Genomic DNA, 18317 nt, shown 5'->3' on the forward strand with positions numbered 1-18317 from the left:
TTTCGTCGTCAGTCCCCATGGCCGAGCAGTCCCCTCCATCCACCCCCAAGCCCGCGCGGGACCCCCACGCGCCCCCGTTCCAGACGGAGGCGGACCTGCGCGCGTGGCTGAGGGCCGAAGGGCTGGAGCACCTGACGCGCCTGAGCCTGGCGCTGCTCACCCCGCGCGTGGAGGCCGCGTACCTGCCGCAGGTGCGCGCCGTGATTTCGCGCCGCCGGCTGGTGGAGCTGCTGGCCCAGGACACGCTCGACCGCTGGACGGCGGAGGTGTTGCCCACGCCGCGCATGCGGGACCTGCTGCCGAAGCTCGCCTGGCGCTACGTGGAGGACGAGCAGCAGGGCGCCATCGAGGCGCGGGCCTCCGTCGCGGAGCGGCTCGCGCCCCCGTCCGACAAGCGCACGCACGTGGTCCACGGGATGCTGCTCGCGTGGCGTGCTCGCGTGCCTCCGGGCATCGCGCCACGTCCGGAGCGGGCGCTGTCGCGGGAGGCGCTGGTGGAGGAGCCGGACCTGCCGGGCTTCCGCCTCAAGGAGACGCGCATCTCCGAGCTGCCGGTGTCCCCGCCGGGCTCGGGCTTCATCCTGCCGGACGCGCGGCTGACGTTCAGTCCGTCGGGCGTGACGGTGGACTGTTCCTGCGGCGCGACGTTCTGCGTGCACCAGCTGGCGGCGGTGGACACCACGCTGCTGTGGCTGCGGCAGCGCTGGACGGAGGCCTTCGGCGAGACGCTGGAGGAGCTGGTGCGGCCCGCGTGGGCGCGGACGCTGCGCGCGCTGGAGCGGGCGGTGGAGGAGAGCCCGGGCGGTGGCGGAGGCGTGGAGATCTCCTGGCGCCTGGATGTCATCGAAGGGTACGGCGTGGAGGTCGCGCCGTACGTGCACCGGCGCACGAAGAAGGGCCAGCGCACCACGGGCGCGAAGGTCGGCCGGCGCAAGCTGCTCCAGGAGTACGGCTCGCAGCTCAGCCCCGCGGACTCGCGCATCGCGGCGCTGCTCACGGACAGCGCCGCGCCCGCGTCGCGCGCGCTGCTGTTCGAGCTGATTGATCATCCGCGCCTGTCGCTGGAGGGCACGCAGGACATCCCCGTGCGCATCGAGCGCGAGAAGGTGGGCCTGGTCGCCGAGGACCGGGGCGGCACCGTGCTGGTGAACGCGGGCGTGGACGGCACCGTGCTGCCCGCGCCGCTGCTGGAGCGCGTGCGCAAGTCGAAGCCCGAGGACGCGGTGTTCCTCTGGGACGAGGGCGCGCACGTGCTCACCGTGCTGGACGTGAGCCCGGAGGTGCGCGCGCTGGCCACGGTGCTCCAGCGGCATGGCAACGCGTTTCCGCCGGAGAGCCACGGCGCGCTGCTGGAGCAGCTGTCGAAGTTCTCCGTGCGCCTGCCGGTGGCCATGCCCCGCAGCGTGATGGGCGAGTCCGTCGTGCCGCGGCAGCTCCCGGTGCTCCGGCTGGAGGGACAGCCCGGGGGCGCGGTGCGGCTGGAGCTGCGGCTGCGCGCGATGCCGGACAGCCCCTCGTTCCTGCCCGGCGAGGGACCTCGCGACGTGTACGTGCGGCGGGAGACGCGCTCCTTCCACGCGGTGCGCGACTTCGGGCGCGAGCTGACCGCGGCCACGGCGCTCCAGGCCCGGCTGCCCTTGCAGACGGCGGAGCCGCAGGAGCTGCCGTTCTGCTTCCTCTTCCACAGCGCGCAGGGCGGGCTGGCGGTGCTGGCCGCGTGCGCGGAGATGGACCCACGGCCGGAGCTGGAGTGGGTGGGCACGTCCATGCGGCTCGTGCCGAAGCGGGGGGCGGGGGACCTGAAGGTCGTCCTGGAGCGCAAGCGCGAGTGGTTCGGCGTGCTGGGCAGCCTGTCCGTGGAGGGCGAGCGGGTGGAGCTGGCGCGGCTGCTGGACGCGGCCCGCCGCAAGGAGCGCTTCGTCCAGGTGGACGCGCGCACCTGGGTGGAGATCGAAGCGGCGCTGCGCGAGCAGCTGGAGAAGCTGGCGGATCACGCCTACCTGTCGCGCCATGGGCTGGAGGTGGGCCCGTCCGCGGCGGAGGCCCTGGCGGGGCTGGGCACCGCGGGCGCCACCATCGACGCGGACGCGTCATGGAAGACGCTGGTCGAGCGCATCTTCGCGGCGAAGGAGCTGAAGCCCCGGGTGCCCGCGACGCTCAAGACGGAGCTGCGCGACTACCAGCTCGAGGGCTTCCGCTGGCTCACGCGGCTGGCGTCGTGGAACGCGGGTGGGGTGCTGGCGGACGACATGGGCCTGGGAAAGACGGTGCAGGCCCTGGCCGTCCTGCTGGAGCGCGCGAAGCAGGGGCCCGCGCTGGTGCTGGCACCTACGTCCGTGGCCTTCAACTGGCGCGACGAGGCGAAGCGCTTCGCGCCTTCGCTCAAGGTCACCCTCTTCTCCGACGCCGAGGACCGGGGCGGCACGCTGGAGCGGCTGGGGCCTCGCGACGTGCTGGTGCTCAGCTATGGCCTGCTGGTGCGCGACATCGAGCGGTTGGCCGCGCTGCGCTTCTCCACCATCGTCTTCGACGAAGCCCAGCAGCTGAAGAACGCGGCCACGCAGCGCTTCCGCGCGGCGAGGGCGCTCCAGGGCGACTTCAAGTTCGCGCTGTCCGGCACGCCGCTGGAGAACCACCTGGGCGAGCTGTGGGCCCTCTTCGCCGTCGTCTTCCCGGGGCTCCTGGGCAGCCTGGAGGCATTCCGCAACCGCTTCGCCGCGCCGATTGAGAAGCAGGTGGACCCCACGGCCGCGCCCGCGCTGGCCCGGGTGCTCCAGCCCTTCCTCCTGCGCCGCACGAAGTCCCAGGTGGAGGCGCAGCTGCCGCCGCGCACGGACGTGCACGTGCCCGTCGTGCTGTCGCCGCCGGAGTGGACGCTCTACGAGGACGCGCGCCTGGCGGCCCTGTCCGACCTGGAGACGCGCAAGTCGAAGATGAAGGACCAGGAGCGCCGCATCGAGGTGCTGGCGGCGCTGACGCGGCTGCGGCTGCTCGCGTCACACCCCCGGCTGTACGACGAGGCGTCCAAGCTGGAGTCCTCCAAGCTGGAGCGCTTCCTGGAGCTCATCCAGGAGCTGCGCGAGGAGGGCCACCGTGCACTGGTGTTCAGCCAGTTCACGTCCCACCTGGCGCTGGTGCGCGAGGTGCTGGACGCGCAGGGCATCGCGTACGAGTACCTGGATGGGCAGACGCCCGCCGCGGCACGTGCCGACCGCGTGCGCGCCTTCCAGGAGGGCGACGCGCCCCTGTTCCTGATTTCACTCAAGGCGGGCGGCTTCGGGCTCAACCTGACGGCCGCCACCAGCGTCATCCACCTGGACCCCTGGTGGAACCCGGCCGTGGAGGATCAGGCCTCCGATCGCGCCCACCGCATCGGCCAGCAGCGCCCGGTCACGGTCTACCGGCTGGTGGCGCGGGGGACGATCGAGGAGCAGATGCTCTCGCTCCATGAGCAGAAGCGCGCCCTGGTGGCCGGCGTGCTGGAGGGCAAGGACGCCGCCGCGCGCCTGTCCACCCAGGAGCTGCTGGGGCTGCTCGCGCAGCGGCTGCCGGACGTCGACGGGCTGGATTCCGACGCTCCGAAGCACTGAACAGTCTTTCCGTGGTTTCTGGCCGGGCCTTCCGTGCGCCTGAACAGGCACTGAACGGACCTTCAGCCATTTCATTCATGACCCATGCTGAACGGTCGAGCAGTCCTGGGTGCCTGATCGACCATGCCTACATGAAATCCTGATCAGGTGGGAGAGGTGCGCCGTTTGTCGTCGAACATCCAGCGCCGACACCTACGATCATCCACCGATCAGAACCTCCATGCCTACATGCTCATGATTTCAGTGGGTCGCCATCCACCCAAATGAAACATGTATCAATCAAATACATGTTTCATTGCTGTATTCGTCCACAACTGACTGCAATTGATTGCAACAATATCTGTGTTTCACTCATGAATCAGCGGGAAGAAGTGCCCGATCGGGCCGTTCCCGTGACCCACGGCGAGCGGGTAGCGCAGGGCGGAGGTGACGTACTCCTTCGCCAGCCGCACGGCCTCCAGCGGTGCGGCCCCCAGCGCGAGCCGCGCGGCGATCGCGGCGGACAGCGTGCAGCCGGTGCCGTGCGTGTTCGGCGTGTCCACGGGCGCGACGGACAGCGTCTCCATCCGCGTGCCGTCGAACCACACGTCCGTGCCGCGCAGCGCACCCGGCATGCCGCCGCCCTTCACGAGCACCACGCGGGAGCCCAGGGCATGGATGCGCCGGGCCGCCTCGCGCATGTCCTCCAGCGTCTGGATGTCCATGCCCGCGAGCAGCTTCGCCTCGTGGCGGTTGGGCGTGAGGATGGCGGCCAGGGGCAGCATGCGCGTGCGCAGCGCCTCCACCGCCGCGTCGTCGATGAGCCGCGAGCCCGCGCGGGACACCATCACGGGGTCCACCACGATGGGGCCCAGCGACACGCGGCCGAGCTGATCCGCCACGGCCTCGATGAGCTCTCGCTGGGCGAGCATGCCCACCTTGACCGCGTCCACGCGCATGTCCGACACGACGGCGTCCACCTGCGCGGTGACGGACTCAGGAGGCAGCAGATCCACACGCGTCACCCCGCGCGTGTTCTGCGCGGTGATGGCCGTCACGGCGCTGGTGCCGTGGACGCGGTGGAAGGAGAAGGTGCGGAGGTCGGCCTGGATGCCGGCGCCACCGCCGCTGTCCGAGCCGGCGATGGTGAGGGCGGTTGCGACAGGGAAGGGCTTCATGGGCGCGGCATCCTAGCCGCGGCCCGGCGCCACGGGCCCTGGAACTAGAATTGGTTCTGCCGGGCCTGGTCGAAGTCCACGCGGTGCTTCAGGTAGAGCGTGTCCAGCATGTGGTTGCTGATGGGGTTCAGGTTGCCGTCGGTGAAGCGGTGCACCACCGCGCCCTTGCCCGCGTCCTTCAGGAAGGCCAGCGGATCCACGTCGCCGCCCAGGCCCGTGAGCGTGGGCACCGGGTCCGCGTTGTTGACGTAGTGCACGTACTGCGGGCCGTCCGGGTACCTGGTGGACGCGGCGCCGAAGGTCTCCACCTGCAGGTGGCCCAGCTTCGCCTCCACCTGCGCGGGGGACAGCCCGTCCTCCACGCGCAGCCGCTTCGCCACGTCGTTCAACGCGCGCGCCGTGATGAGGCCGCCCTGGCTGTAGCCCACGAGGTGCACGTCGCGGCCGGCCTTCAGCTCCGAGTAGAGCGTGTCCGCCAGCGTGTCCACGGCGGGGTTCTTGCCCTTGTCCAGCTTGTCCGTCACGCACTGGGCCAGGTCCTTCACCAGGCCTTCGGTCGCGTTGTGGATGCCCACCACCTTCGCGCCGGAGCTGTCCGCCAGCGCCTGCATCTCTCCCAGCTGGCCCGCCGTCGGCGTCATGATGCCGTTGACGTAGAGGATCGTCTTGTCCGGGTTCGGGTTGTTCTTCGGCGTGACGCCCGGCACGTCGCCCAGGTTCGTCGTCGCCGGGAGCACCTTGCCGCCCGCGCCCACGAACATGCCGTCCTGCGCGCGGTCCGGCTTCGCGCCGCCGAAGAGGCTGGTGATCTCCCTCACCGTGGTGGCGTTGAAGACGTTCGCGCCCATCTCCACGAAGCGGGGGATGTCCTTGATGCCGCCCACCGCCGCGTCGATGAGACCGCCCAGCAGCCCGTTCTTCTGCGCCTTGGCCGACGGCGCCTGCTCGAAGGAGGACTTCTGGAACGCGGGCGAGTGCGGCGCGGGCTTCTTCGCGAGCGGCTCCGCGGCCGTCTTCGGGGTGGAGGACGGCACGGCGAGAGAACGGGTGCGGTCGATCGTGCTCACGAGAACCTCCAACCACCGGGGGAAGTGGGTCTGGGGAGGTTATCCGCATCCGGCCCGGGAAGTTGCGTCCCCCCGCGTCATGGCCTTTCAGCGCTTCACGACGTGGATGTTGAAGTCGCCGGTGCCCGGCACGGGACGCCGGAGCATCCGTCGCGGCTGGAGCGCCACGCGTGCCTGAAGTTCGTGGATCCGCGCGGCCTCACCCGCGAGTGGCACTTCCGCGAGTCACCCGGCGGCAAGCCCGCGGTGGTGCGCACGCGCGCGGCCATCGACGTGGATCACGGCCCGGCGCTGCTGGACCTGGCGGCCGCCGGGGCAGGGCTCTGCCAGGTGCTGGACTTCATGAGCGACGCCCGGCTGCGCGAGGGCGCCCTGGTGGAGGTGCTGGCGGAAGGGCCGCCGGTCCACGCGCTGTGCCTGCCGGGGCGCCAGTCCGTGCCCCGGGTCCGCGCGCTCCTCCAGCACCTGGTGGAGGAGCTGCGCGCCGTCACGGCGTGGTGAGCGCTTCCTTCGCGCCGGACAGGCCGCGTGCTCCTTCCGCTTCGGGAGCGGGGGCCTCCACTGGCGTCTCGTTGACCTCCTTGTAGAACCGGCGGCCGAAGATGACGCCCAGCACCAGCGACACCACCATGCCCACCGCGGACACGGCGGTCATCACCGTGCGGCCCTGCGCAAGGCCACTGCCGAACTGCGCGGTGAGGAAGGTGCCCGGGATGGTGCCCAGCACGACACCCAGCACGGACGGCCAGAAGCGCGCGCCACTCGCCGCGCCGGCGATCAGCATGATGTCCGTGGGACACAGCGGGTTGAGGCACGCCAGGAACGTGAACTGGAAGTCGTGCCGCCGCGCCGCCTTGGCGATGGCCGGGTACTTGCTGCCACACATCCGCTGCATGGGCCGCGTGCCCAGCTTGCGAGCGACGAAGTAGAGCAGGGTGGCGGACAGGAAGCTGCCCGTTAGTGAATAGAGGGTCGCGGCGAGGGTTCCGAACATCATCCCTCCCACCGCGGTGAGGACCTGACCGGGCAGCAGCGTCAGGGGCCGCACGGCCAGGAAGGCCACGTAGGCCAGGGGGGCGTAGTCGCCGAGGGGGAGCAACAGCTCCCGGATGGTGCGCTGGTCGATGAAGTCCGGCCCCAACAGCCGGAGCATCACCAGACCGCCGATGGAAACGACCATGGGCGCGAGGATCCGCAACCAGGTCTTCAGACCGCTGCCGCTCGCCAAGCAAACCTCCCCCATCGCCCGCGAACCCCATGTGTCAGGCGTTGCGCACAAGGTGGGAACCGAGCAGGGAATCGGCAACGTGAGCTGAATTGTTGTGAACAGCGAGAGCGTCCTGCCGGGCAATCACCCGTCCCGTCCGGATGCCCAGCATCCTTGACAAGCGCGCGAAATCCTTGGGGATTATGCATGCAATGTCAGGAGAGAACGGCTGGCGGTGTACGGAGCTTGCTTGCATCGGGGCGCTTCCGTCCCAAGGTTTCAGGCAAGGGACACCAAGGCGCGGACGGGGTTGGGCAGTCACGAGAGGAGACACGGAAATGTCGGACAAGGACAACAAGGGCAGCATGACGGTGGCCGAGGCGGGGCGTAAGGGCGGCGAGACGGTCCGCAACGAGCGGGGTCGCGAGTTCTACGAGACCATCGGCCGCAAGGGCGGGGCCACGGTGAAGGCCGAGCGCGGTCGCTCCTTCTACGAGGAGATCGGCCGCAAGGGCGGCGAGACCGTGAAGGCCGAGCGCGGCGCCAAGTTCTACGAGGAGATCGGCAAGAAGGGTGGCGACCGCGTCAAGGCCACCCGCGGCCCGAACTTCTATGAGGAGATCGGCCGCAAGGGCGGGCAGAAGGTCAAGAAGCTGATCGAGGAGGGCAAGCGCGCCGCTCGCGCCGCCATGGATGCCCAGGCCGGGACTGCTCCCGCGTCCGAGGGGACCTCCGCTCCGGCCGCCACCCCGGAAGAGCCCGCTCAGCCGGGTGGCAACGAGTAACGGGGGACAGGATGCGCGGTCTTCCGGTATGACGGCCGCGTGTACCTGGTCATCACGTTCCTCGAGCAGGTGGAGACGACCGAGCGGGCGATCCGCCGGCTCCGGGAGTTCGGCATCCCGGAACCGCTGGTCATCCGGGCGCGCAGCGCCGCCGCGGCCCTGTCCGCGGAGGTGCCGGTGTTCGCCGGCCTGCGCAGCCTCGCGCTGGGCGCGGACGAAGACCGCGTCGTGCTCGTGAGCGTGCTGCCTGCCCTCCCTCAGGAGGAGCTGGAGCGCATGCTCCAGCGCGTACAGCTGGAGATGGATGCGGACGACCCGCCCATGGGCCGCCTGGTGGCCCTGCCCGTGATGGCGGCGCCCACGCACCGGCGTTGATGACGCGCGGGGGCGCGCGGGTGTAAGCACGTCGTGTGCAAGCGCTGCTCGTCTTCCTCATCGTCGCGGCGTTGTCGCTGCTCGCGTCCAGCCGGTCGCTCCTGGATCCGGGCCGCTTCCCGGCGCTGGCGCAGCTGGCGGCCAGTGGCCTGTTGTTCCTCGTCTTCGGGGCCCTGCTGGGCCCGTCCGTGCTGGGCGTGCTCACCACGGCCAACCTGGAGTCGCTCCGCCCGCTGGTGGCGATGGGGCTGGGGACGGGCGGCGTGCTCCTGGGGCTCAACCTGGAGCCGCGCCTGCTGCGGCTGCTCCCCCGGCCCGTCTACGCGGCGGCGCTCGCGCACGCGGGCACGGCGTTCCTCTTCGTCGCGCTGCCCTTGTCCGTCCCGCTGCTCTTGTCCATGGGCCTCAGGCCCCTGGTGGCGGTGGGCGCGGCGGCGCTCCTGGGCGCGGCGGCGAGCCTGTCCTCCGGCCACTTCGCGGTGCTGGGCTACCGCAACGGGCGGCTGGAGCGCGCGCGCGGCCTGGGCGTGGCGCTGCTCACGATGATGGACGACGCGGTGGGCCTGGGCGTGCTCGCGCTGGGGCTGGTGCTGGGCGCCACCGGCAACGCGGCCGAAGGGCTGGGCCTGCTGGGGCTGGCGCTGCTGCTGGGCGTGGCGTGCGGCGCGCTGCTGGCGTTCCTCACGTATTCGCTGAAGGACCTGGCGGAGCAGACCACGGTGACGCTGGGCATGGTGGCGCTGGTGGGCGGCGCGGCGGCGTACCTGCGGCTGTCGTCGCTGCTGGCCGGCGTGGCGTGCGGCGCGACGCTGGCGCTCATGGGCGGGCGCACGGCGGAGCGGGTGTCGCGGGCGCTTTCGCGAGTCGAGCGGCCCACGTACCTGGTGCTGGTGTTCCTGGTGGGCAGCCACATCCACGCGCGCGACCTGTCCGCGTGGGCGCTGCTGCCCGCGTTCGTGGGCCTGCGCTTTTTGGGCAAGGTGCTGGGCGGCACGTTCGCGCAGCGGCTCACGCAGGGCGTGTTGGACCTGCCGCCGCGCTTCGGCTACGCGCTCATCTCCCAGGGCGGCCTCGCGCTGTGCCTGGTGGCGGAGTACGTGCTGCTGGTGCCGGGCTCGCTGTCGCAGCGGGTGCTGGACGTGGTGGCGGTGGGCGCGGTCGTCAACGAGATGCTCGCGCACGGGGCCTTCCGGCACGTGCTGGCCGCGGAGCCCCGGCCCACGCCCATGCAGGACACGCCTCCTCCCACCGGTGACGCGGGGGTGGCCGCGTGAAGGGCTCCATCTTCCGGTTGCTGCTGCTCATGGCGCTGCTCGCGGCCATCACCCAGGCCCAGTCGGTGCGCGTGGACTCGGGCACGCCGGTGCTGCTGGCGGCGGGCGCGCTGCTGTTGTGCGGCCTGTTCGCGGGCAAGGTGGCCAAGGGCCTGGGCCTGCCGCGCCTCACCGGCTACCTGCTGGTGGGCGTGGCGGTGGGGCCGTACGCGCTGGGCTTCATCCCGAACGCGGGCGTGAAGGGGCTGGAGCTGGTGAAGGGGCTGGCGGTGAGCCTCATCGCGCTCGTCGCGGGCACGGAGCTGCACCTGGGGCTCATCCGCCGGGTGGGCGCGCGCGTGGCGCTGCTCTGCGCGGCGGTGTGCGGGGTGACGTTCGCGGTGTGCTTCGGGGCCACGTTCGCGCTCAAGCCCGTGCTGCCGTTCCTCACCCCCATGACGGTGCCGCAGGCGCTGGCGGTGAGCGCGCTCCTGTCCACGGTGGTGGTGTCGTTCTCCCCCACGGTGACCATCGCCATCGTCCAGGAGACGTCCGCGCGCGGCCCGTTCACGGAGTTCCTGATGGCGCTGGTCATCATCGGGGACCTGTTCGTGATGGTGGCCTTCGGCCTGGCGGCGGGCATCACCCGCGCGACGTTCGGCGACGGCCTGGACGTGCCCGCGCTGGTGGGCGGGGTGGGGTGGGAGCTGTTCGGCTCCGTGGCGGTGGGGTGCCTGCTGGCGCTGGCGATGCTCCTGTACATGCGCGGCGTCAACCGCGAGCTGCCGCTGTTCCTCGTGGGGTTGTCCTTCGCGGCGGCGGAGGGCGGGGCGCGGCTGCACCTGTCGCCGCTGCTGGTGTCGCTGGCGGCCGGGGCGCTCATCGCCAACCTGGACGAGCGCGAGGGCCGGCGCATCCACCACGCCATCAACCAGGCAGGCCTGCCGGTGTTCGCGCTCTTCTTCGCCGCGGCGGGGGCCGGGCTGAAGCTGGACGCGCTGGTGACGGTGGGGCCGGCCGCGCTGCTGCTCGTGGCGCTGCGCGGCCTGGCCATCTGGGGCGCATGCCGCAAGTTTGCGCCCGCGGAGGACCCGCGCCTCAAGCGCTACCTGTGGATGGGCCTCATCTCCCAGGCGGGCGTGACGTTCGGCCTGGCGGCGCTGGTGTCGCGCACCTTCCCGTCCTTCGGGCCGCAGGTGGAGGTGCTCATCGTCGCGATGATCACCGCGCACGAGCTGGTGGGGCCGGTGCTCACGCGGCGCGCCCTGCTGGGCAGTGGCGAAATCCGTGCGGAAGAGGCGGGCGGCGGCGCATAGTGGGGGCAACACCCCTCACGGGGTGGCCTCTCCCCAGGAGCTCCCCGTCATGCCCGCCGCCGCCGCTCCCATCCTCGAGGTGGACGTGGATCATCCCTCGCCCCGCCAGGTCGCACGGGCGGTGGAGGTGCTGGAGAAGGGCGGCGTCATCGCCTATCCCACGGACACGTACTACGGGCTCGGCTGTGATTTGAATTCCAAGAAAGCGATTGAGCGGCTCTACCAGCTCAAGGGCCGCGACAAGAAGAAGCCCCTGTCGCTCTTGTGCCCGGACCTGTCGGACGTGGCCCGCTACGCGCACGTGAGCAACTTCGCCTACCGCGCCATGAAGGGGCTCACCCCCGGCGCCTTCACCTTCATCCTGGAGGCCACGCGCCTGGTGCCGGAGGTGATGATGACGAAGCAGAAGCAGGTGGGCCTGCGCGTGCCGGACGCCGCCCTGCCCAGGGAGCTGGCGAAGGCGCTCGGCCGCCCGCTCATCACCACGTCCGCGACCCACACCGACGGTACGGTCCTCTCGGACGCACGGGATATCAAGACGGCGCTGGGGCATGGCCTGGACCTGATTCTCGACGGCGGCGTGACATTGAACGAGCCGTCCACGGTGGTTTCACTGATAGGCGATACGCTTGAAATCCTGAGGCAGGGCAAGGGTAGTCTGGAGTCCTGAAATCCTTTCCAGAGGGGGAAGTCTTGGCCGAGGGCGACCCATCCGTGAAGCCTGTCGTCGACTCACCGGAGCGGGTGCCGGGCGCGCTGGCGCTGCTCGGCCTCCTGGTGTTCCGTCCCATTGATCTGCACTACCGGCTGCGCGAGGCGGGCATCCGTTCGCCGGCGGGCCGCATCGGGCAGCTGTGGCGGGAGCAGGCTGAAGGGGGCCGCGCCGCGGGGGCCTTCGTGGCGCGGATGCTGCTCCTGCTCGTCGTGCTGTCGCCGAGCCTCACGGTGCTCATGGGGCTGGGGCTGCGGCTCGCGGGCGTGCCGATGCGCGGCGTGTACCTGGTCTCCGCGGCGCTGTGCAGCGCGGTGGGGCTGGTGGTGGCGCTGGTGTCGGGGCTCGCGTCGGGGGTGTTGCTGGGCTCGCTGGCGAGCGTGTCGATGCTGGCGGGGCTGCACGCCACGGCGGGCGGCGCCTTCGGTCCGGAGTCCGGGGGCGCGGCGGCGGTGACGGTGGGGCTGTGCCTGGGCATCGTGTCCGGCCTGTCCGCGGGGAGCATCGGCGGCCTCGCGAGCGGGCGCGGTCCGTCCGTGCGCAACGTGCAGGTGGCGGCCATCGCGACGAGCCTCGTCCCCATGCTGGTGTGGAGCAGCGCCTCGACGGTGTCCTTCGCGGGCGCGGTGGCGGCGAGCGCGCTGGTGGCCTTCCTGATGTGCGCGTTCCGGCTGCCGTTCTACGCGCTGGAGGTGCTGGCGCAGGCGGTGGCGTACGCGGTGGAGCGCTTCACCGGGAAGCCCACGCTGCGCTGGGTGCCGGTGCGGCACCACAACCTGAGCTACCTGCCGCACCCGTTCCTCGGCCGGCACCTGGCGCTGGCGGTGCGCTCGCGGCCGGCGGAGGTGCTGGCGGTGGCGGACGCGTGCCTGCGCTCGCCGGGCAACATCCTGGTGGGCTGGCCCTGGGTGGTGGAGGCGCTGGAGCGCGCGCACGCGCAGGAGGCCTCCGCCGAACCCCACGCGTGACGCGCGGCTAGCGCTTCTCCACGTTCACGACGACCTTCGCGCCCACCTCGTTGGGGGCGTAGGTCAGCTTCACGGAGTCCCCGGCCTTGAGGCCCCGCAGGGCCTGCTGGAGCTGGGGCTTCGACGTGTCCACCACGTAGGTGAGCGGCGGGGCGGACGCGGTGGCGCCCTCCAGCTGGAGGCTGGAAGGGCTGACGCTCTTCACCTTGCCCTCGCGGGTCTTTGGCGCCGTCGCCGTGGGCGCGGGCTGCTGCGCCTGCGCTGTCGCCCCCACGCTGCCCAGCGTGAGGACCGCCATCCACATCCATGCCTGTGCACGCATCTTCACCGCTCCTTGTCCGGGTGACCTGGACAGAGGGTGGCCCTGGTCTCCGGTGGAAGGCAACGCCGTGATGGGTGGGCCCGTCAGGGAGTTGCCCCGGGGGGCGCGTCCGGTACCCTCCGGGGACCATGGAAGGACTGCTCGACGCGTTCATCGCCTTCATCCGCGCGGAGCGGGGCCTGTCCGGCAAGACGGTGGACGCCTACGCGGCGGACCTCACCGTGTACTTCGAGGACCTGCGCTCGCGCGGCAAGGAGGACGTGGCGCGCGTCACCCAGGAGGACGTGCTCGCGCACCTGGTGACGCTGGGCAAGCAGGGCCTGGGGCGCCGCAGCCAGGCGCGGCACCTGGCCGCCATCCGCGTCTTCCACCGCTTCCTCGTCGCGGAGCGGCTGGCGGACAAGGACCCCTCGGAGGACGTGGACACGCCCAGGTCGCCCCGCAAGCTGCCCGTGTTCCTCACGCTGGAGGAGGTGGAGCAGCTGCTCGCCGCGCCCGACGAGCGCACCGTCACGGGCCTGCGCGACAAGGCCATGCTGGAGGTGCTCTATGCCACCGGCCTGCGCGTGACGGAGCTGTGCACGCTGGAGCTCAACAACGTGCAGCTGACGTCCGGCTACCTCGTCACCAAGGGCAAGGGCTCCAAGGAGCGCATCGTCCCGCTGGGGCGCGTGGCGATTGAGAAGGTCCAGGAGTACCTGTCGCGGTCGCGGCCGGAGATGCTGGGCAGGCGCGAGGCGAAGGCGCTGTTCGTCACGCCGCGCGGCGAGGGCTTCACGCGGCAGGGCTTCTGGAAGCTGCTCAAGCGCTACGCGCTGAAGGCCGGCATCCTGAAGCCGCTGTCGCCGCACAAGCTGCGGCACTCGTTCGCCACGCACCTGGTGGAGCGCGGCGCGGACCTGCGCGCGGTGCAGCAGATGCTGGGCCACGCGGACCTGGCGACGACACAGATCTACACGCACGTCAACAGCGCGCGGCTGCGCAAGGTGTACGACGAGTTCCACCCGCGCAGCGACGCCTTCAAGCCGAAGCCCCCCGCGCGCAAGCGCCCGCCCGCGCCGTGACGCCGGGACCAGCAGGCCGCTGGCGCGGGGGGGGGGCGGTGCATCGCCCCCTCGCGCTCCACTATCCTGACAGAAGGCTGTCACAAGCCGGGCGCACCGTGGCGTCATGACCACGAACGCCCTGCCGCCCCTGACCCTGCTGGAGCTCGCCGACCCGGGCCTGCCCGGCCTGGAGAGCTACTCTCCCTTCTGCCTCAAGGCCCACCGCGCCCTGAAGTACGCGGGGCTGCCCTACGCGCGCGGCTGCGCGGACAACCCGGCCACTCACCGTGCGCACAACCCCACCGGACAGGTGCCGGTGCTGCTGGTGGGGGCGGAGGCGGTGCCTGACTCCACGGCCATCCTCGCCCGCCTCCAGCAGCTGGCGCCGGGCCGCATCGACGCCTCGCCGGAGGCGCTGCTCTGGGAGGAGCTGGCGGACACGTCCCTCAACGGCTTCCTCGTCGCGGCCCGGTGGGCGGATGACCGCAACTGGCCCCGGACCCGCGCCGCGTTCTTCCACTTCATGCCGGCGCCGGTGCGCGCGGTGGTGCCGACGCTCATCCGCCGCAAGCAGGTGGAGCGGCTGGTGGCGCGCGACGTCTGGCGCGCGGGCCCGGAGGCGTGCTGGCGCCGGTTCGGGGCGCTGTTGGATCAGCTGGATGCGCGGGCCCCGGAGCACGGCTTCTGGCTGTCCGGTGCGCTCAGCGTGGCGGACCTGGCCCTGTTCGCGCAGCTGCACAGCCTGCGGACGCCGCTCACGCCCTGGCAGGGCGGAGAGGTGGAGAAGCGCAAGCGGCTGAGCGCGTGGCTTGGGCGGGTGGATGGGGCGACCCGCACCGCGGGCGTGCCCCTGCGCGCCGCGAGCTGAGGAGGGCAGGGGGCTGCCGTCCAATGCTTCCGTCCGAAAGCGGAGGGTTGCGTGCGCATGGACGCACACCACCCAACGATCAAACGTTGGACATCTCCATCGCCTGGATGTGCCGGTCGGGACCTCTTCTACCGTGGCCGCATGAACCCGACCCCGCACACGCCCCCCACTGGTGAACCCGTTCCCCTTCAAGCGACCTCGCTGGAGTCGCTCGATGCCCTCATCCAGCGGGTCGACAACATGTCGGAGGTGGAACTGGATCACCTCCCCCTGGGGATGATCCAGCTCGACGGGCAGGGCCGGATCCTCAAGTTCAACCGGACCGAGGCGTCGCTGGCGCGCATCCAGGCGCGCGAGCAGATCGGCAAGAACTTCTTCTACGACGTGGCGCCGTGCACCCGCGTGCGGCAGTTCTTCGGCCTGTTCCAGGAGGGCGTGCGGGCGAAGAAGCTCTACCAGACGTTCGGCTTCGTCTTCCGCTTCGCGCACGGCGCGCGCCACGTGGCCATCACGCTGTTCTACAGCGACAAGACGGACTCGGTCTGGGTGCTGGTGTCCGACAAGAAGATGCCCGGCGAGCGCTGAGCCTCTTTCAGCGCACGAAGCCCGCCACGGGGCTTTCGAAGACCTTGCTCACGACGTTCATCGTCCGGAGCCAGGCCTGCGCCTCCTCGCCCAGCCGCCCGTAGACGCGCACGTCCACGGGCCTCGCGACGCCGAGGAGGGCCTTGAACTCCGGCCAGCCGGAGATCATCCGGATGTGCTCCATCACGCGGCGCGAGTCCGCGAACGTGATGACCGCGCCGACCTCCGTGTCCTCCGGCCGGGCGTGGAACTGGATGCTGAGCAGGCTGCTCACGCCCTCTGTCTCCAGCCGCCGCACCGCCGCCTGGATGGTGGAAGTGAAGACGTCGTAGGGCGCTGTCCGTTCGAGCACCTCCACCAGGGTGATCCGCTCACGGGCTGCCTGTTCCATCCGCGCACTCCTGTCCCGTTCTGGATACCCATGGCCTGCGGTTTGGGAAACCGCCGCCCCGACCAATGGTCCTGTCGCCTGGCTTCCCCTTGCCTCAAGCCGCGCGCTAGGGAGGGGGCTCATGGCCTTTCGGGTTCATTTCGCGGTTCTGCTCCTCGCCTTGCTGAGTGCGTGCGCTGCCCCAAGGGGCAGGGTGCGGCTGGATACCGGCGAAGGGCCTCCCGTCGAGTACCGCCCGCCTTCTCCGCTCCGGGCCGTGGCGGTAGGAGCGGGGGCATTCGAGGAGGCACTGACCGAACTGGTTCTGAGTGCGCCCCTGCGTCTCCGGGCTTCGCGGCCAGGCAGTTGGGTGCGCGCTTCCTATTCCACGAGCGATACGGACCGTGCCTTTGGGGGCTTCTGCGAGCCGGGACTCCGTAGAGGCGACTGCATCTCGCTGCTCGAAGACGTGATGGGGCTGAGTGACTGGGACAAGTTCGGTGTGGCGCTGGCCCTGTCCCTTGACCCTCTCAAGGCGAGCATCGCCAGGGCAGTAGAAGACACGCTGGCGCCACAGCTCTTCTATTCGGTCATCGCCACGGGCCTCGTGACCTGGGCGGCGCTGGCCGCCAACCCCGAGCCCGCCTTCACCAAGGGCGCTGCGCTCGTGTCAGCCCTGCTCCTGGTCTACCTGGGAGCGGAAACGTTCCTGGAGCTGATTGACGCGAGTCAGGACCTGAAGCTCGCCACGGATGGGGCCACCACCTGGAAGGAACTGGATGCGTCCGGTCAGCGCTTCGCGGCCAGGGTAGGTCCATCCATCGCGCGGGTTCTGGTCCTTGCGACCACGGTCGCCGTGAGCCATGGCATGACCGGGGGCGCATCGTTGCTGGCAGCCCGGCTCTCGACACTGCCGAACTTCCCGGGCGGGGCAGCAGGAGCCGCACGCGTCGGCGTCCACGTCACGAGCCTTGAGCAGGTACGGGCGGTATCCATCTCGGGAGGCGTCATCACACTCTCCCTTCCGGCCACGGCCGTTGCCATGGTGGCCAAGGGAAGTGGAGCACCTCCGACCAGCGGCGTCCGTTCCTGGAACTCGTTCAGCGCGCTCAAACGGGCGCGCGGCCCCGCAGGACCAGGCAAGCAGTGGCACCACATCGTCGAGCAGACGGACGGCAACGTTCAGCGGTTCGGTCCCCAGGCCTTGCACAACACCGAGAACGTGATCGCCATCGACGAAGCTATTCATCAACGGATCAGCGGGTACTATTCATCGAAAATCAGCTCCTTCACGGGAGCCCAGACCGTACGGCAATGGTTGAGCAGCCAGTCCTTCCAGGCCCAACGAGACTTCGGCATGAAGACCCTCATTCGCTTTGGAGCCAGTCCTTGAGCACCCGGAAGTTCCAGAAGGCCAGCATCGAAGAGCTCATCCAGTGGTACGCGGAGGGAGCGGTCGCAGCCGGACGAGCGCTGAATGCCGGAGACTCGCGGTCCGCCAATCGCGCAGCCGACAAAATCGCGGGGGCATATCGAGAACTTCGGAGCCGTGGTGCGACGTCTCAGCTCCTCCCCCTGCTCCAGAGCCAGGACGAAACCATACGTTCCCACGTCGCGGCTCACGCGCTGGAATTCGCTCCGGAACTCGGCGAGCCAGTATTGCTCTGGATCGCGAAACGGCCGGGACTCAATGGGCTCGCCGCGGAATACGCGCTCAAGGCCTGGCGCGAGGGCACGCTCAAGTTCCCCTGAGCACCCCTCCATCTCCTAGTGGGATGCCTCGCGAATCAGCCAGTCACGAAACGCCACCACCTTCGGGAGCGTGGCGCACTCGGGCCGGTAGACGACGTAGTAGGCGAGCACGGAAGCGAACTCGACCGCCGGGAACAGACGCACCAGCCGTCCGGCCGCGAGGTCGTCACGCGCCATGATGCTGCGGGCCAGCGCCACGCCCTGTCCGTCGATGGCCGCCTGCAGCACCGCCGCGGAGTTGTTGATGCGCAGGCCTCGCTTCGTCTCGACGTCGCTTGCGCCCGCCTTCTCGAGCCAGACCTCCCACGTGGCGAAGCCCGAGCGGGCATCCACGGACCGGTCGTGGATGAGCCGGAGCCCGTCCAGGTCCGAGGGCCTGCGCATCCGGCGACTCTGACGCAGGAGCGCAGGGGAGCAGACAGGGAAGACCTCCTCGTCCAGGAGCTTCTCGGCGGTCAGCCCGGGCCAGCCCCCTGCGCCATAGCGCACGCCGATATCGATGCCGCGCGCGGCGAAGTCGAGCAACTCGGTGGACGCATCAAGCCGCACGTCCAGCTCCGGCCACGCAGCCTGGAACCGTTCGAGCCGCGGCAGGAGCCACTTGGCCGCGAAGGCGGAGCTGACGGTCACGGTCAGCACGCCCGTCGACGAGGCCTCCTTCAGCCGTGCGACGCCGGCGCTCAGTCGCTCGAACCCCGCGCGGATGTCCGGCAGCGCCCGCTGGGCCGCCTCGGTGAGGACGAGCCGTTTGTGCCCGCTCGCCCCCCGGTGGAACAACGGCGTGCCGAGCGACTCCTCGAGGCTCCGCACGAGCTGTCCGACCGCCGCCGGGGTCACGTGGAGTTCGGCGGCCGCGGCGGAGAAGCTCTCGTGCCTGGCCGCTGCCTCGAAGGCACGCAGGGCGTTGAGGTGTTCGGGTGCGCTCATGGGCGATCAAGATTTCC

Annotated in this window: 19 protein-coding genes; 13 read left to right on the forward strand and 6 right to left on the reverse strand. The window is 70.7% G+C overall.

Features of this window, described 5'->3' with window-relative positions; translation table 11 throughout:
• Positions 1–17: 17 nt before the first annotated feature.
• Complete coding sequence (locus NR792_RS07485) at positions 18–3590, forward strand: DEAD/DEAH box helicase (protein ID WP_375759379.1); 3573 nt, start codon at positions 18–20, stop codon at positions 3588–3590.
• Positions 3591–3937: 347 nt separating this feature from the next.
• Here NR792_RS07485 and thiD read toward each other — a convergent pair whose 3' ends face one another.
• Both thiD and NR792_RS07495 read right to left on the reverse strand, forming a co-directional pair.
• A complete protein-coding gene (gene thiD, locus NR792_RS07490) occupies positions 3938–4747 on the reverse strand; it encodes a bifunctional hydroxymethylpyrimidine kinase/phosphomethylpyrimidine kinase (protein ID WP_375759380.1) in 810 nt (269 codons plus the stop codon).
• Positions 4748–4791: 44 nt separating this feature from the next.
• Entirely contained in the window at positions 4792–5814 is a 1023-nt protein-coding gene (locus NR792_RS07495) for a hypothetical protein (protein WP_375759381.1), read from the reverse strand.
• A 102-nt stretch (positions 5815–5916) separates the two neighbouring features.
• Between NR792_RS07495 and NR792_RS07500 the strand changes: the two genes are divergently transcribed.
• On the forward strand, positions 5917–6315 hold the full coding sequence (locus tag NR792_RS07500) for a LysR substrate-binding domain-containing protein (protein ID WP_375759382.1): 399 nt from the start codon (positions 5917–5919) through the stop codon (positions 6313–6315).
• Here NR792_RS07500 and NR792_RS07505 read toward each other — a convergent pair.
• The gene (locus tag NR792_RS07505) at positions 6302–6994 is read right to left on the reverse strand and encodes a TVP38/TMEM64 family protein (protein WP_375759383.1); all 693 of its coding nucleotides are present in this window, start codon (positions 6992–6994) and stop codon (positions 6302–6304) included. The two genes, NR792_RS07500 and NR792_RS07505, sit on opposite strands and share 14 nt — an antisense overlap.
• 365 nt (positions 6995–7359) lie before the next feature.
• Here NR792_RS07505 and NR792_RS07510 point away from each other — a divergent pair, with 365 nt between their 5' ends.
• The 6 genes from NR792_RS07510 to NR792_RS07535 are packed head-to-tail and all read left to right on the forward strand — an operon-like array spanning position 7360 to position 12430.
• Complete coding sequence (locus NR792_RS07510; protein ID WP_375759384.1) at positions 7360–7806, forward strand: general stress protein; 447 nt, start codon at positions 7360–7362, stop codon at positions 7804–7806.
• A 39-nt stretch (positions 7807–7845) separates the two neighbouring features.
• Positions 7846–8181 carry a hypothetical protein gene (locus NR792_RS07515; protein ID WP_375759385.1) on the forward strand — a complete coding sequence of 112 codons (336 nt, stop codon included), beginning with the start codon at positions 7846–7848 and terminating at the stop codon, positions 8179–8181.
• A gap of 35 nt (positions 8182–8216) precedes the next feature.
• Positions 8217–9455 (forward strand): sodium:proton exchanger, encoded by a 1239-nt coding sequence (locus NR792_RS07520; protein ID WP_375759386.1) that lies wholly within the window; start codon positions 8217–8219, stop codon positions 9453–9455.
• Positions 9456–9484: 29 nt separating this feature from the next.
• Positions 9485–10750, forward strand: a complete 1266-nt coding sequence (locus NR792_RS07525) for a cation:proton antiporter (protein ID WP_375761583.1) — start codon at positions 9485–9487, stop codon at positions 10748–10750.
• A 49-nt stretch (positions 10751–10799) separates the two neighbouring features.
• Positions 10800–11420, forward strand: a complete 621-nt coding sequence (locus tag NR792_RS07530) for an L-threonylcarbamoyladenylate synthase (RefSeq protein WP_120524187.1) — start codon at positions 10800–10802, stop codon at positions 11418–11420.
• Between the two features lie 44 nt (positions 11421–11464).
• Positions 11465–12430: a hypothetical protein gene (locus tag NR792_RS07535; RefSeq protein ID WP_375759387.1), complete on the forward strand. Its 966-nt coding sequence runs from the start codon at positions 11465–11467 to the stop codon at positions 12428–12430.
• 7 nt (positions 12431–12437) lie between these two features.
• Here the strand turns inward: NR792_RS07535 and NR792_RS07540 are convergent, their stop codons facing one another.
• The gene (locus NR792_RS07540) at positions 12438–12752 is read right to left on the reverse strand and encodes a hypothetical protein (RefSeq protein ID WP_375759388.1); all 315 of its coding nucleotides are present in this window, start codon (positions 12750–12752) and stop codon (positions 12438–12440) included.
• 128 nt (positions 12753–12880) lie between these two features.
• On the opposite strand from NR792_RS07540, the gene xerD reads away from it, so the two are divergent.
• The 3 genes from xerD to NR792_RS07555 all read left to right on the forward strand — a co-directional run bounded on the left by xerD (position 12881) and on the right by NR792_RS07555 (position 15251).
• Complete coding sequence (xerD, locus tag NR792_RS07545) at positions 12881–13816, forward strand: site-specific tyrosine recombinase XerD (RefSeq protein ID WP_375759389.1); 936 nt, start codon at positions 12881–12883, stop codon at positions 13814–13816.
• 106 nt (positions 13817–13922) lie between these two features.
• Positions 13923–14666, forward strand: a complete 744-nt coding sequence (locus tag NR792_RS07550; protein WP_375759390.1) for a glutathione S-transferase family protein — start codon at positions 13923–13925, stop codon at positions 14664–14666.
• A 141-nt stretch (positions 14667–14807) separates the two neighbouring features.
• Positions 14808–15251, forward strand: coding sequence for a PAS domain-containing protein (locus tag NR792_RS07555; protein WP_375759391.1), 444 nt, complete (start codon positions 14808–14810; stop codon positions 15249–15251).
• 7 nt (positions 15252–15258) lie between these two features.
• On the opposite strand, the gene NR792_RS07560 is transcribed toward NR792_RS07555, so the two are convergent.
• The gene (locus NR792_RS07560; RefSeq protein WP_375759392.1) at positions 15259–15642 is read right to left on the reverse strand and encodes a hypothetical protein; all 384 of its coding nucleotides are present in this window, start codon (positions 15640–15642) and stop codon (positions 15259–15261) included.
• A gap of 349 nt (positions 15643–15991) precedes the next feature.
• On the opposite strand from NR792_RS07560, the gene NR792_RS07565 reads away from it, so the two are divergent.
• Entirely contained in the window at positions 15992–17014 is a 1023-nt protein-coding gene (locus tag NR792_RS07565; protein ID WP_375759393.1) for a hypothetical protein, read from the forward strand.
• Positions 17011–17373, forward strand: a complete 363-nt coding sequence (locus tag NR792_RS07570; RefSeq protein ID WP_375759394.1) for a hypothetical protein — start codon at positions 17011–17013, stop codon at positions 17371–17373. The genes NR792_RS07565 and NR792_RS07570 overlap by 4 nt, the downstream gene beginning before the upstream one ends.
• A 15-nt stretch (positions 17374–17388) precedes the next feature.
• On the opposite strand, the gene gcvA is transcribed toward NR792_RS07570, so the two are convergent.
• Complete coding sequence (gcvA, locus tag NR792_RS07575; protein WP_375759395.1) at positions 17389–18300, reverse strand: transcriptional regulator GcvA; 912 nt, start codon at positions 18298–18300, stop codon at positions 17389–17391.
• Positions 18301–18317 lie beyond the last annotated feature (17 nt).

It is taken from the genome of Corallococcus exercitus (genome assembly GCF_042231735.1).
GTDB classification, from domain to species: Bacteria; Myxococcota; Myxococcia; order Myxococcales; family Myxococcaceae; genus Corallococcus; species Corallococcus exercitus_B.